This is a genomic window from Massilia cellulosiltytica, from assembly GCF_047325105.1.
In the GTDB taxonomy this organism is placed as follows: Bacteria; Pseudomonadota; Gammaproteobacteria; order Burkholderiales; family Burkholderiaceae_D; genus Telluria; species Telluria orientalis.
Genome location: NZ_CP168562.1, coordinates 3,635,698 through 3,649,048 on the forward strand (window position 1 = coordinate 3,635,698; position 13,351 = coordinate 3,649,048).

A 13,351-nucleotide genomic window follows, 5' to 3' on the forward strand; every position below is an offset into this window, starting at 1 on the left:
TCAACCGAACTGGTGGTCGACCACGGCCGGCTGCGACAGCGGCTGCCAGCGCACGGATCAACCTCCTTGCCAGGTCTTGCGCCGTTCCTCGTAATCGAGCGCGTCGCTCCAGTCGCGGACGATGCGCCGGTATTCGAGGCCGACCTGGCGGATGCGGCGATCCATGTCGAACAGGCCGTTTTCCGTGACGCGTCCGCGCGGTTCGCGCAGGTCGATATCCCAGTCGACCTGGTCGGTCAGGCTGTACCACGTGAATCCGATGATCGGATAGCCCTCCTGGCGCAGGCGCAGCACGTTCGCCCACTGGCGCTCGAGCCAGAACACCGCGTTCATGGCCTGTATCTGGTTCGTTTCGGTAAGCATGACGGGCAGCCGGTAGCGGTCGTGGTACTGGCGCGTCAGGCCGTAGTAGCCCAACACGTTCGAGTGGCTGGTGCGGCCGTCCGGAAAGACGATGGACTCGCTCGTGTCGTAGTAATCCGTCCCCATGACGCAGGATGGCCACATCCTGCGATGCATGAAGTAGTCGAGCTTCGCCGCCGACATCCCGTGCGCGAACAGGTAGTCGACCAGGGCCGCCGTCGGCATTCGGGCATAGTTCAGGTCGAGCGACAGGAAGCGGTGCGCGTTGAGGTACTCGGCCCGTTCCGCAGCGTCCGGATTGTAGGGATGGAAGTAGCGTGTCGCTTCGCTCTGCACGAACCAGGGATGCGTGCAGCGGCAGATCGCCTCGCTGGCGCGGATGTTCGCTTCCACGATGTTCGACAGGGCGCTCACGAACGCATGACCGTTCCTGAGGCGCTCGTTCCAGATGCCGCGCAACGCCGAATACTCCGCGGTCACGAGCATCTCGTTGACCGGCGTGTACAGCCATACCCATGGGTAGCGGCGCGCGAATGCCTCGGCGTACTCGGCGAAGTAATACGGAAAATCGGGATTCTGGAAGTTGCCGATCCAGTCGGGCACGCCGAAATGACACAGGTCTGCAATCGGCGTGATGTCGAGCCTGGACAGTTCGGCGAACGTGTCGTCCGCGAACGACCAGTCGTAGCGGCCCGGACCGGTATCGGTGCGGTAATACGGGGGGCCATAGCGCAGGCAGCGCAATCCGAGCTGGTGCACGAGCTGGAAATCCTCGCGCCAGCGCCTGTCGTGGCCGGAGGCGACCATCTGGTCGACCCGGCAGGACGCACCTCTTTCGTCCTGGATGACGGGCGCGCTGTTTTCGATCCCGGTGCAGAACGAAAACGAGCGCAGCAGCATCGCCGGCGAAATCGGACGGCACGGCTTGGATGAACTCACGCGCATCTCCTGGGCTTGCGCAGTCGTTGGGCCATGTCGCATGACACGGCCGGAGGTACAGGCTAGGCGCCACGAGCGTCAATTTGTTTGAGCTAAGTCAAATCATTAAGTACATTGAAAGGATGACTCTCGGTCATGATATGGGGACGATCAGCTCATGCCGCTTGCATGCAGAGAAATTCGTCGACTCCGAGGCCGCCGATCGCTTGACTCCGGACCGCATTGAACCCGATGCCGCGCCCAACCTCCGCCCCGGTACGCAACCTTGCGCGGCGCACCGTCGTGGCGTCGTGCCTGTTCGGCCTGCTCCTGTTCTCGGCGCTGATCGGCATCGTGGCAAGGCTGGGCGACCTCGAACGATTCGTGGACCTGGTCCAGCGGGTGGACCTGCGCTGGCTGTTCGCGTGTGCGGTACTCCAGGCCGGCACCTACGTGTGCGAGGGCATGGCATGGAAGGCCTTCCTCGACAGGTGCGGCCATCGGCTGCACCTGGGAGGGCTCCTGCCGCTCAGCATTGCCAAGCTGTTTGCCGACCAGGCCCTGCCCAGTGCCGGGATCAGCGGTAGCGCATTCTTCCTCGCCGCGCTGCACCGGCGCGGCGTCCCGCGCGCGACGGCGCTAGCGTGCGCCCTCTACGAGGCCGCGGCCCACTTTGCCGCCGGCGCGGTGCTTGCCGGGTGCAGCCTGCTCGTGCTCGCCGGCCAGGGCGGTGCGCGCCACTGGCTGCTGGCGACGACGGGGTTCTTCATCGCATCGCAAGCCAGCGTCCCGCTCGCGCTCTGGTATCTCCGGCGCCACGGCCGGTTGCCGGCGGAGGCATTGGCCCGCCGCCTGCCGCGCCTGCAGGACTGGATACGCCTGGCGCGCGAGGCCGCCGCCGCCCGGCCACCGCGCGCGCGCCTGTTCGCGGGCCTGGTCGTCCTCCGCGCCGCCATCGTTCTCCTGGACGCCGCCACGCTGTGGACGATCCTGCGCGGCGTCGGCCTGGAAGCGCCGTTCGCACGCGTGTTCTCCGGTTTCGTGACGGCCTCGATGGCCATGTCGCTCAGCCCGGTCCCGCTGGGCCTCGGGCCGTTCGAAGCAACCTGCGTGGCCATGCTGCACGGCGCCGGCATCGGCGTCGAGGCCGGCCTGGCGGCGACGCTGCTCCTGCGCGGCATGACGACCTGGCTGCCGATGCTTCCCGGCGTGTGGCTCGTCCGGCGCGAGATGCGCGAGGCGGGTGACAATCCCTGACATTTGATCTATCTCAAAGATTCCACCGGGCTCGCAGGCGCAGGATGACGTTTCCGCATCCGCCAACGCGAGGCGCAGGAGGCGATATGAAAACCTGTCTCGTCGTCTATTACTCCCGCACGGGGATCACGCAGGAGGTCGCGCAGAGGATCGCGGCCGAATGCGCCTGCGATATCGAACCGATCCGCGATATGCGCTCGCGCCGCGGCGTGGCGGGCTACGTGCGTTGCTGCCACGAAGCGTTCTCGCACAAGACACCGGCCATCGCGCCGATGAGCCGCCATCCGGGTGACTACGAGCTCGTCATCCTCGGCGCCCCCGTCTGGGTCGGGCGGCTCAGCGCGCCGATGCGCATTACCTGCATGCGAACGCGGGACGGTTGCCGCGCGTGGCCGCCTTCTGCACGATGGGCGGATCGGGCGGCGACAGGGCGCTCGACGACATCGCCGCACTGTGCGGCCGGCCCCTGTGCGCACGCCTGGCGCTGACGGACCGTGAGATCAAGACAGGACAGGACGCGGACAGGATCGGCCGGTTCATCCGCGCAGCGCTCGCTGCGGCCAGCCGGCCCGTCGCATAGTTCGGATGACGGACCTTTGTGAGCCAGGTCAAGGAAGGGGCAAGTCCATCGCACTTCCGCCAACGGAACCATCTAAGCATTCTTTCATCCTGGAGTAGTCATCATGAACAGCAAAGCGATCGACATGCCGGTCGTCGGCGAGTGTTCCGTCGCCGAATGCACCTACAATGCGAACAACGGCTGCCACGCGCGCGCCATCACAGTCGGCGACGGCATTCATCCCGGCTGCGACACGTTCCTGGCGGCGTCGCCACACACCCGCGATACGGGCCGGCATGCCGGCGTCGGGGCGTGCAAGGTGGCGGGTTGCCGGCACAACGACGATTACGCATGCACCGCCGACCAGATCGCGGTCGGCCACGCCGGCCCGGGCGCCAGTTGCCTGACCTACCAGCAACGCCTGCTGCCGAGTTCACCGTCGCATCCGGAACACCGCCAATCCTGAGCGCGCATGGTGTGCTGCCGGATAGGCAGTCCGCATCCGGGGAGATCGACACTGGCGCCAAGCTTGCCTGCCTGTCGTGCCCGACGAGCTTTCCCGAACCGGTCCGGCGCGTCGACACGGTCGAAACCCACATGTCCTGGGTGTTCCTGACCGACTACCACGCCTACAAGCTCAAGAAACCGGTTCGCCTCGCTCCCTTCGATGCGCGCACGCTCGCTTCCCGACGCCGCTATTGCTACCAGGAAGTGCGCCTGAACCGCCGGCTTGCACCCGACGTCTACCTTGGCGTCGTGGCGCTGTGCGTGGATGCCGGTAGGCGGCTGCGGCTCGGCGGGGAAGGCGTGGCCGTCGACTGGCTGGTCAGGATGCGCCGCCAGCCGGCCCGTGACATGCTCGACCATGCAATCCGCGCCGGGACATTGCGGCAGGACGACGTGCACCGGGTCGCCGCCCGCCTGGCCGCGTTCTACCAGGCCGCGGCGCCGGTGGCCATCGAGCCCCGCGCCTACCGGGCCGGGTTCGCGCGGGATGTGGACCGCAACCGCCGCACGTTGGCGCGACGCGCCTATGGGCTGGCGCCCCGCCCCGTGCGCGACTTGTGCGCGGCGCAACAGGCGCTTCTCGCCGCGAGGCCGGACAGGTTCGACGAACGCGTCGCGGCCCGGCGGATCGTGGATGGGCACGGGGATTTGCGGCCGGAGCACGTTTGCCTGCAGCCACAAGTGTGCGTCATCGACTGCATCGAATTCGCCGGCGCCCTGCGCATCGTCGACCCGGTAGACGAGCTGGGATTCCTGGCCCTGGAATGCGAGCGGCTGGGCGGGCCGGCGGCGGGACAGCAGCTCCTGCGCAGCTATGGCGAACTCACCGGCTTTCTCCACGCGCCGCAATGGCGCCGCCGTGCCGAGACCTATCCGGGGCTGGCGTAACGCCACCAGGCCCTCGCCGCCGCCGCGCGCGGGCCGGGGTGACGCCCGCCGTACCCGGACTCGGATCAGGCCGCCTGCGTTTCTCCCACCGCACCCCCGTGCCACCGCGCGATGGCTTCCGCCAACATGCCGGCGGAGCCGCCAACGCGGACCCGGGCCTGCGCCATGGCGACGCCCAGGCGAAACGGCAGGACCGTGTCGCTCACCAGCGTCTAGCCGATGGCGCCGGGGACTGCCCTGAAACGCAGGCTCATCCGGCCACGGACGGACGATCGCCGAGACAGATGCCGAGATCGCGGGCGGTTCTCACGGTATCGCTGTCGAGCGGTACGCGCCGCGTCCGGCCCGCGACCTCGGCGAGCGGCACGGTGCCGATACCCGGCCCGTCGAGGGTCACCATGACGCCCGACAGTCCGCACGCCAGCGCGCGCACCGCGGCGGCGCCGAAGCGCAGGGCGACCACGCGGTCGAACGCGGACGGGCTGCCCCCGCGCAGGAGGTGGCCCAGCACGACGCTTCTGCATTCCTTGCCGGTCGATGCCGCGAGCCTGGCCTCGACCCAGGCGCCGATGCCGCCGAGGCGCTCGGCACGCCCCGCGCCGGCAGCTTCCAGCACTTCGCGGTGGCCGCCAACGGGCAACGCGCCTTCGGCCACGACGACGATCGAGTGCCGCCAGCCGAGCGCATCGCGCGCATGCACGGCGTCGGCGACGACGTCCGTCTCGAACGGGATCTCGGGCAGCAGGATGGCGTGGGCGCCGCCGGCAAGGCCAGCGTGCAGCGCGATCCAGCCGGCGTAGCGGCCCATCGTCTCGACCACCAGCACGCGGTGCTGGCTGTCCGCGGTGGTATGCAGCCGGTCGATGCATTCGGTCGCGAAGCCGACCGCGGAGTCGAAACCGAACGTCTGGAGTGTCCGGTCGAGGTCGTTGTCGATGGTCTTCGGCACGCCGATCACGCGCACCCCCTTGCGGTGCAGGCATTCGGCAATCGCCATCGAACCGTCGCCGCCCACGACGACCAGCGCGTCGAAGCCGGCGCCACGGCACAGGGCCACCAGTTCGTCGCTGCGGTCCTGCTCCGCCAGGGCGCCAGCGGCGCAAGGCATCGGAAAACGCAGCGGATCGCCGCGATTGGTGCTGCCGAGGATCGTGCCGCCGAGATGGCCGATGCCATGCACTGCCCCTGCTGTCAGAGGCACGACAGGCGCTTCCATGCATCCAGCAGGCGCAAGGAGACCGTTGAAACCGTCGCGGATGCCGTGGCATTCCCAGCCCAACCGTACGGCGGCCAGGACGACCGCGCGGATCACCGCGTTCAGGCCGGGGGCGTCGCCGCCGCCGGTCGCGATGGCGATGCGCCGGATCGGTGAGTCCATGTGTCAATCCAATCCATCGCGCGGGGGGATGCCGAGTTTCCGTTCGACCTCGACCAGGCGGCGCGCGGTCGCCACCACCGAATCCGGATTCAGGCTGATCGAATCGATCCCCTGTTCGACGAGGTACAGCGCCACCTCCGGATAATCCGACGGCGCCTGGCCGCAGATGCCGACATGCCGGCCGTTGCGGTGGGCGCCGACGATGGCCTGGCGCAGCATCTCCAGCACACCCGGATCGCGCTCGTCGAAGTCGAAGGCGACGATCTCGGAATCGCGGTCGACCCCGAGCACGAGCTGCGTCAGGTCGTTCGAGCCGATCGAGAAGCCATCGAACAGGCTCGCGAACGCATCGATCTGGATCACGTTGTTGGGGATTTCGCACATGACGTAGATCTCGAGCCCGTCCCGGCCTCGGGCCAGCCCCTGCTCTTCCAGCGCGTGCAGCACGACTTCCGCTTCCCTCACCCGGCGGCAGAAAGGAATCATCACGCGCACGTTGGCCAGGCCCATGTCATCCCGTACCCGCTTCAGCGCCCGGCATTCGAGCGCGAATCCTTCCTGGTAGGCGGGATGCGTATACCGCGCCGCCCCGCGGAAGCCGAGCATCGGGTTGGCCTCCTGCGGCTCGAAGAACGACCCACCCAGCAGGCTCGCATACTCGTTGGTCTTGAAGTCCGACATGCGCACGATGACCGGTTTCGGCCAGAACGCGGCCGCGATCGTGCCGATGCCTTCGGACAGCTCGCGCACGAAGTAGTCCGCCGGCGACGGCGCGTTGCGCGCGAGCCGCCCGATCTCGGCGCGCACGGCCGGATCGCGTACCTGTTCCGGATGGACGAGCGCCATCGGATGGATGCGGATATGGTCCGCGACGATGAACTCCATGCGCGCCAGCCCGACACCGTCGTTCGGCAGGAAGCGCGTGCGGAAGGCGGTGTCCGGATTGCCGATGTTGACCATGAGGCGGGTGCGCGGCAGCGGGAACGCGGCCAGGTCGGTACTGATTTTGCGGAACGGCACGCGCCCGGCATAGACATGGCCGGCATCGCCCTCGGCGCACGACACGGTGATCTCGTCCCCGGTGCGGATCGCGGCCGTCGCGCCGCCGCAACCGACCACCGCCGGGACGCCGATCTCGCGCGCCACGATCGCCGCGTGACAGGTACGTCCGCCGCGGTCGGTGACGACGGCGGCGGCCGTCTTCATGACGGTGCCCCAGTCCGGCATGGTCGCTTCCGCCACCAGGATGTCGCCCGGCTGGAATTGCCCGAGTTCATCCGCATGCGCGATCACCCGGGCCCTGCCGGCGGCCACCTTGCCGCCGACGGCGCGGCCCGTGGCCAGCACCTGCGCCTTGCCGTCGAGCCGGTACTCGTCGATCCGGTTGACGGCCTGGCGCGATGCGACCGTCTCCGGCCGCGCCTGCACCATGTAGAGCTTGCTGTCGATGCCGTCCTGCGCCCATTCGATATCCATCGGTACCGGATGGCCGGCCTGGGCGGAATAATGTTCCTCGATGTGCAGCGCGGCCTCCGCCAGTTCCAGCACGGCCGCGTCGCCGAGGCAGAACCTGGCGCGTTCGTCGCTTTCGGTTGCCACATTGCGCGTGGTCCCGGCGCCGCCCGCCGGCGCGTACACCATCCGCAATGCCTTGCCGCCGAGGCTGCGCCGCAAGACGACCCGCCGGCCGGCACGCAGCGCCGGCTTGAACACGTAGAACTCGTCCGGATCGACCGCGCCCTGCACCACATTCTCGCCCAGCCCGTAGGCGCCAGTGACGAAGACGACGTCGCGGAAGCCGGTCTCGGTGTCGAGCGTGAAGATGACGCCGGCCGCGGCGAGATCCGCGCGCACCATCTTCATCACGCCGACCGACAGGTAAACCTTGAAGTGGTCGAAGCCGTTGTCGATGCGGTACACGATGGCGCGGTCGGTAAACAGGCTGGCGAAGCAGCGGCGGACGCTGTCGACGAGGCCCTCCTCGCCGACGTGCAGGAAGGTTTCGTGTTGTCCGGCAAAGCTGGCGCCCGGCAAGTCCTCGGCAGTGGCGGAACTGCGCACGGCGACCGTCAGGCCGTCGCCATATTCGCCGCGCAGCCGGCGCCACGCCCGCAGGATCCCATCCTCGAGGTCCGGCGGCAAGGGCGCGCCGTACACGATCTCGCGCGCCTGCGCGGCCCGGCGCGCCAGGTCCGCCACGTCGGCCGGATCGATACCGTCGAGTGCCGCGTGGAGACGGTCCCACGCACCGGCCCGGTCGAGCGCGGCGCGGTAGGCATCCGCAGTGATGGCAAACCCGTTCGGCACGCGCAGGCCATGGCCCTGCAACTGCCGATACATCTCGCCGAGAGACGCGTTCTTGCCGCCGACCGAAGGCACGTCGGCAATGCCCAGCTCGGAAAACCATCGGATATAGTCGTGTCGCGTGTCCATGATGTCGGCATCCGCAAAGACTGATAGCACGTTCATGTTAGCAAACGCGCGCCTGCACCGATACCTCAATCGACCGGAACCGGGCACGTTGACGTGCGGCGCGGCGTGTCACCGTGCGACGATCTTACCTTCGACAATCGGGCTCCCTGCCGACCCATTCGTACCGGCCAGACTATCGTAGTCGATCACCCGGGCCCGGGTCTTCGGATCGGTGTGCCAAATCGTCACGCCGAACTGGCCGGCGGTGCCGGGACCGGATGCGCCCGCCGTCGCCGCGAACTGGTAACCGCGCGCGCCGTTGACCGTTCCGGTGCCAGCCAGCCGGACACGGCTCCCCTGCGCCGCGGCTACCTGGACATCGTCGCTGGCGAAAGAGAGGCCGGGCAAGCTGAACATGAACCGTCCCTTTGCGCTTGCCGCCTTCAGCTGCGCTCCCGCGGCCGTCGGCGCCATGAAACTGAACGCCGCCTTTCCGGTGGACGAAGGCGAACGGCGGCTCGCCGCAGCCGGCAGCACGACCGTGCCGGTGCCTGCCAGGACGCCGCCCGCGGGCGCGTACACGACGATCCTGCGCGCCACCTTGACCCTGTTGCCGGCCTGGTCGGTCACGTCGGCCGTGACCGTGTAGATCCCGGGTGCGGAATAGGTATGGCTTGCCTGGGCGCTGCCGCTGCCATTGCGCGCGCCGGCGCGGCGCGCGCGGTCGACCGTGCCGTCGCCCCATGACCATGCGACCTCGTAGTTGGCCGCCGTGTCGTCGGCCGCGAAGCCAATCGTCGTGTCCACGGGCGCGCCAAGTTCGACCAGGTCGTTGGACACGATCGGCCCGGCCGCGTGCGTGCATCTGCATGCCTGCACTGGCCTGAGGAGCAGCAATCCGGCGTTCGAGCTGGCGACGATCGAACCGTTGTCCGAGATCGCCAGGGCGCCGAACAGTTCGAGCCCGGCAGGCGCACGGTACAAGCGCTGGTTGAGGTCGACCATGCCTTCCTTCGGCGTCCAGATGAAAGCATGGTAGCTGTCGGCCGCCGTCGCGGCACCGCCGACCACCTGGTCCCTGTCATTGGCCGCGGTCGAACCCGATGAACGACCTCCCAGGGTGCCAAGGTCGAGCATCCCCGGTGCCGGCGTCCACGTCATCGCGTGTTGCGAGAAGTCGGGATACGTGATCGTGCCGACGATGCGTCCGCCCGGGCTCATTCCGGTCATCCACGTACCCTGGCCATTCCCCGCGCCGAGGTCGCGCATGCCCGTCGTCCGCGACCACCAGAATACGCTGCCGTAATTGTTGGGCGGATTCAGGACGTTGCCCGCTACCTGGCCCCTGGCGCCCACGGCGACGGGCGTCGAATAGTCGTTGCCGAGTGTGTCGATGTCGATCATGCCGTTGGCGCGGGTCCAGACAAAGGCATGATAGGCATGGCCTCCGGCCCACGCGTCCCCGGCGATCAAGCCGGCATCGTTGATCGCCCTGCCGTAGGAAGTCGAGTCATCCCCGCTCAGGAGCACACCAAGATCCTGCATCCCGCTCTGCGCGCTCCAACGGAACGCGCGCGGCCAGGGTGGACTCGGGTCGCCCGTCGAATAGCCGGTGACCTCGCCGCGGTTGTTGATCGCCGGTTCCCAGGTGGTATCCATGCCGGGCAGCGTACCGACGTCCGTCGCGCCGTGCCGCCGGCTCCAGACGAACGAATGGACAAGGCCGGCGGCAGTGGTCGCGATACCCGTCACCTGGCCACCGTCGTTCAGCCCGGTGGGGCGGACGATGCCGCCGCCAAGACCGTCGATCTCGTGCAGATTCGAGCCGTCGTAGAACCACGCCTGGAGCGGCGTCTGTCCGAACGGATCCGAGTACGCGAATGCGACCTGGCCTTTCGCGTTCATCGTGACCCCGATGTCGCCCTGGCCCAGGTTCGTCACGCGGTACAGTGTCCGTGCGCTGGCGGCACTGCTGGTCGTCGGGGCCGAGGCGAGGCCGGTGTCGTCCTGCGCCATCGCCCCGGCCGCAGCGAGTAGCAGACCGCCCATCAGGGCAGTGGCCCCCTTGCGCAGGAAATACGGTGCTCCCACGTTGCCTTGTTTGCGCTGTGTCATATTTCACTCCATCGGAAAAGTTGGAGATCGCTTTTGCAAGCGGATCCGCGGGCACGAGCCCAAGCCGATGATCGTCCAGCGTTTGACCGCAACAATGGCGCAAATCATGCAAAGCGAGTGAATCGTATAGTCCAGATCAACGTGAAGCACGGTCCGGGCCGGATCGGCGAACGCGATACTTTTCCGCGCGAACCTGCCGTTCCTGCTGTGGCCCAGCCTTACGACGCGGAGTTCAATATTCATGCTAGCCTTCAAGAGAATCAGGCCGCCGAAGGAGCAGCGGCATGAACTCGGCAATCCCGGCACCCCGATCCAGCATCACGTCGGCGATATTCGATGTGCTCGACCCGATACCATTTGGTTTCTTCGTGGCCGCGCTCGTCTTCGACATCCTGTATGTCGAGACGTTCACCATCCTTTGGGTGAAAGCGGCGGCCTGGCTGGTCAGCATCGGCCTCCTGTTTCGTGGCGGCCATCTTCAATGCCTTCGTGCACAGCCGGGATGCATACGGCAGCATGCCCGCCGGGCTCTGGCTCTCCGTCGTGACAGTGCTCGCACTCGTTATCGGCCGGATCGTCCTGGCCGGGGACAGAGTCGACTACCGGGGATACCGCCATGAACAAGCATGAGCTCACGCGCCGGCACGGCCTGGCCCTGGCCGCGGCCTCGTTGCTGGCCCTCGCCGGCTGCGGCGAGAAAGCCAGCCTCGCCCCCTCCCAGCAGATGGGCGAGAATCCGCCCCTGCCGCGCCCAAAGGCTTACCTGCTCCCGCCGATGAAGGTGCCGGACTTCGCCGGCTGGCAGGGTGATGCCAGGCCCCAGGTAGCGACCGGCTTGCAGATCGAGAAGATCGCCTCGGGGCTCATGCACCCGCGCCAGGTGCTGGTACTGCCGAACCAGGACGTGCTGGTGGTGGAAGGCAACGGCCCGGGTGAGGAGGCGATCACGACGCCGAAACAGCTCATCGCCGGCAAGATCAAGAACCAGTCCGGCAAGGGCGGCAAGGGCGGCAACCGGGTCACCCTGCTGCGCCGCAAACCCGGCGGCGGCGGCGAGTGGGACAAGTTCGTGTATATCGACAAGCTGCACTCGCCCTTTGGTATCGCGCTGGTGGGCGACGCCTTGTATGTAGCAAACACCGGCAACATCATGAAATACCGCTACACGCCGGGCGAGACGAAGATGTCCGATCCGGGAACCGAACTCGGCGACTTGCCCAGCACCGTCAACCACCACTGGACGAAAGCGATGGTGGCGAGCCCCGACGGCAAATACCTGTATGTTGGCAGCGGTTCGAACAGCAACGCAGGGGAAAACGGACTGGAGGTGGAATACCGGCGCGCCGCCGTGCTGGAAGTCGACGCCGCGACCGGCGCCAGCCGCGTGTTCGCCTCGGGCATCCGTAATCCGACCGGCCTGCAGTTCGAACCGCAGAGCGGAAAGCTATGGGCGATCGCCAACGAACGCGACGAGATCGGCGCGGACCTGGTGCCGGACTACCTCACCTCCGTGCGGGAGCATGGTTTTTATGGATGGCCCTACAGCTACTACGGCCAGCATGTGGACGACCGGGTCCGGCCCCAGCGCCCCGATCTCGTCAAGAAAGCCATCGTGCCGGATTACGCCCTCGGGTCGCACGTGGCGGCGCTGGGCCTGCTGTTCTACACCGGAGACGCCCTGCCGCAGTACAAGAGCGGCGCCTTCATCAGCGAGCACGGCAGCTGGGACCGCGCACCGCTGAGCGGATACAAGGTCGTCTGGGTGCCTTTCGCCAACGGCATGCCGAGCGGGAAGGCCCAGGATGTCGTGACCGGCTTCCATTCCGCCGACGAGAAACATCTGTTCGGCGCGCCGGTCGGCCTCGCCCAGGACGCGGACGGCGCCCTGCTGATCGCCGACGACGTCGGCGACGTGGTCTGGCGGGTGACGGGTGCCAGGCGCTGAAGACTGTCGACCTGCCCTGCGCGAGTCTGCCGGAAGCGGAGAGGACGCCAGAAACGCAAAAGGCCAGCTTATCGCTGGCCTTCCTGTCGCTCTGACTTCCAGGTGGTTTTTCTCAACCTGTCCCGTGCACCGGAGCTTGAATCCTGGTGGGCGGTGCAAGTTTCGAACTTGCGACCCCAGCAGTGTGAATGCTGTGCTCTACCCCTGAGCTAACCGCCCTACTTTTTACTGCTTTGCTGCGATTGCGTCGCTGCAATGACGAGCATTATAGGGGGACTTTTGCGTTTTGTCACCCCTGCGGAGAATATTTTCTCCAAACACATTCTCCCTTCACACCTTTGTCGAGTGCGGCAAGGACGTTCTCGTGCTCGACGAGCTCGTCGGCAGCAGCCGGCAGCACGAAGATCTCGCCCAGCGGGCCGGCTTCCAGCACGATGCCCCCGCCGCTCGCCTCGACCTCGACGTCCATCGACAGCGTGTTCTGCCCCCGCGTCATCGCCAGGTAGACGTCGGCCAGCAGCTCCGAGTCCAGCAGTGCGCCGTGCAGCTTGCGGTGCGCGTTCGAGATGCCGTAGCGATCGCACAGCGCGTCCAGCGAGTTGCGCTTGCCGGGGTGCAGTTCCTTGGCATGGACGAGCGTATCGATCACGTTCGCGCAGTGTTCGACGAACGGCGGCAGGCCCATGCGCTCGAACTCATGGTTCAGGAACGCGAGGTCGAACGGCGCGTTGTGGATGATGATCTCCGCACCCTGCACGAAGTCGCGCAATTCGTGCGCGATCTCGTGGAACTTCGGCTTATCGCTGAGGAACTCGGTCGTCAGGCCGTGAACCGCCAGTGCCGCTTCGTCCGAGTCGCGCTCGGGATTGATGTAGCGGTGGAAGTTATTGCCGGTCAGCTTGCGGTTGAAGATCTCGACGCAGCCGACTTCGATGATGCGGTCGCCGGTGCGCGGATTCAGGCCTGTGGTTTCGGTATCGAGGACGATTTGGCGCATGCGCGTGCAAAC

12 protein-coding genes and 1 tRNA gene are annotated in these 13,351 nt (G+C 67.2%); 5 read left to right on the forward strand and 8 right to left on the reverse strand.

Annotated elements, in window-relative coordinates:
* Positions 1 to 57: 57 nt before the first annotated feature.
* Positions 58 to 1,302, reverse strand: coding sequence for a family 1 glycosylhydrolase (locus ACEN9H_RS15845; RefSeq protein WP_413675534.1), 1,245 nt, complete (start codon positions 1,300 to 1,302; stop codon positions 58 to 60).
* Between the two features lie 231 nt (positions 1,303 to 1,533).
* Between ACEN9H_RS15845 and ACEN9H_RS15850 the strand changes: the two genes are divergently transcribed.
* The 4 genes from ACEN9H_RS15850 (at position 1,534) to ACEN9H_RS15865 (ending at position 4,492) form a co-directional block, all read left to right on the forward strand.
* On the forward strand, positions 1,534 to 2,538 hold the full coding sequence (locus tag ACEN9H_RS15850) for a lysylphosphatidylglycerol synthase transmembrane domain-containing protein (RefSeq protein ID WP_413675535.1): 1,005 nt from the start codon (positions 1,534 to 1,536) through the stop codon (positions 2,536 to 2,538).
* Between the two features lie 86 nt (positions 2,539 to 2,624).
* On the forward strand, positions 2,625 to 3,026 hold the full coding sequence (locus tag ACEN9H_RS15855; protein WP_413675536.1) for a flavodoxin family protein: 402 nt from the start codon (positions 2,625 to 2,627) through the stop codon (positions 3,024 to 3,026).
* A gap of 195 nt (positions 3,027 to 3,221) precedes the next feature.
* Positions 3,222 to 3,563, forward strand: coding sequence for a DUF1540 domain-containing protein (locus ACEN9H_RS15860; protein ID WP_413675537.1), 342 nt, complete (start codon positions 3,222 to 3,224; stop codon positions 3,561 to 3,563).
* 131 nt (positions 3,564 to 3,694) lie between these two features.
* The gene (locus ACEN9H_RS15865; RefSeq protein ID WP_413675538.1) at positions 3,695 to 4,492 is read left to right on the forward strand and encodes a hypothetical protein; all 798 of its coding nucleotides are present in this window, start codon (positions 3,695 to 3,697) and stop codon (positions 4,490 to 4,492) included.
* 250 nt (positions 4,493 to 4,742) lie between these two features.
* On the opposite strand, the gene ACEN9H_RS15870 is transcribed toward ACEN9H_RS15865, so the two are convergent.
* The 5 genes from ACEN9H_RS15870 to ACEN9H_RS15890 form a co-directional block, all read right to left on the reverse strand.
* Entirely contained in the window at positions 4,743 to 5,870 is a 1,128-nt protein-coding gene (locus ACEN9H_RS15870; RefSeq protein ID WP_413671182.1) for a 6-phosphofructokinase, read from the reverse strand.
* A gap of 3 nt (positions 5,871 to 5,873) precedes the next feature.
* Complete coding sequence (gene ppsA, locus ACEN9H_RS15875) at positions 5,874 to 8,303, reverse strand: phosphoenolpyruvate synthase (RefSeq protein ID WP_413671183.1); 2,430 nt, start codon at positions 8,301 to 8,303, stop codon at positions 5,874 to 5,876.
* Between the two features lie 108 nt (positions 8,304 to 8,411).
* The gene (locus ACEN9H_RS15880) at positions 8,412 to 10,397 is read right to left on the reverse strand and encodes a PKD domain-containing protein (protein WP_413671184.1); all 1,986 of its coding nucleotides are present in this window, start codon (positions 10,395 to 10,397) and stop codon (positions 8,412 to 8,414) included.
* 3 nt (positions 10,398 to 10,400) lie between these two features.
* Positions 10,401 to 10,640: a hypothetical protein gene (locus ACEN9H_RS15885; protein ID WP_413671185.1), complete on the reverse strand. Its 240-nt coding sequence runs from the start codon at positions 10,638 to 10,640 to the stop codon at positions 10,401 to 10,403.
* Between the two features lies 1 nt (position 10,641).
* Entirely contained in the window at positions 10,642 to 10,848 is a 207-nt protein-coding gene (locus ACEN9H_RS15890) for a hypothetical protein (RefSeq protein ID WP_413671186.1), read from the reverse strand.
* Between the two features lie 165 nt (positions 10,849 to 11,013).
* Between ACEN9H_RS15890 and ACEN9H_RS15895 the strand changes: the two genes are divergently transcribed.
* Positions 11,014 to 12,342: a PQQ-dependent sugar dehydrogenase gene (locus ACEN9H_RS15895; protein ID WP_413671187.1), complete on the forward strand. Its 1,329-nt coding sequence runs from the start codon at positions 11,014 to 11,016 to the stop codon at positions 12,340 to 12,342.
* Between the two features lie 144 nt (positions 12,343 to 12,486).
* On the opposite strand, the gene ACEN9H_RS15900 is transcribed toward ACEN9H_RS15895, so the two are convergent.
* Together ACEN9H_RS15900 and dnaQ are read right to left on the reverse strand one after the other, a co-directional pair.
* Positions 12,487 to 12,561 (reverse strand) — tRNA-Val (locus ACEN9H_RS15900).
* 70 nt (positions 12,562 to 12,631) lie between these two features.
* Complete coding sequence (gene dnaQ, locus ACEN9H_RS15905; protein ID WP_413671188.1) at positions 12,632 to 13,339, reverse strand: DNA polymerase III subunit epsilon; 708 nt, start codon at positions 13,337 to 13,339, stop codon at positions 12,632 to 12,634.
* Positions 13,340 to 13,351: the final 12 nt, after the last annotated feature.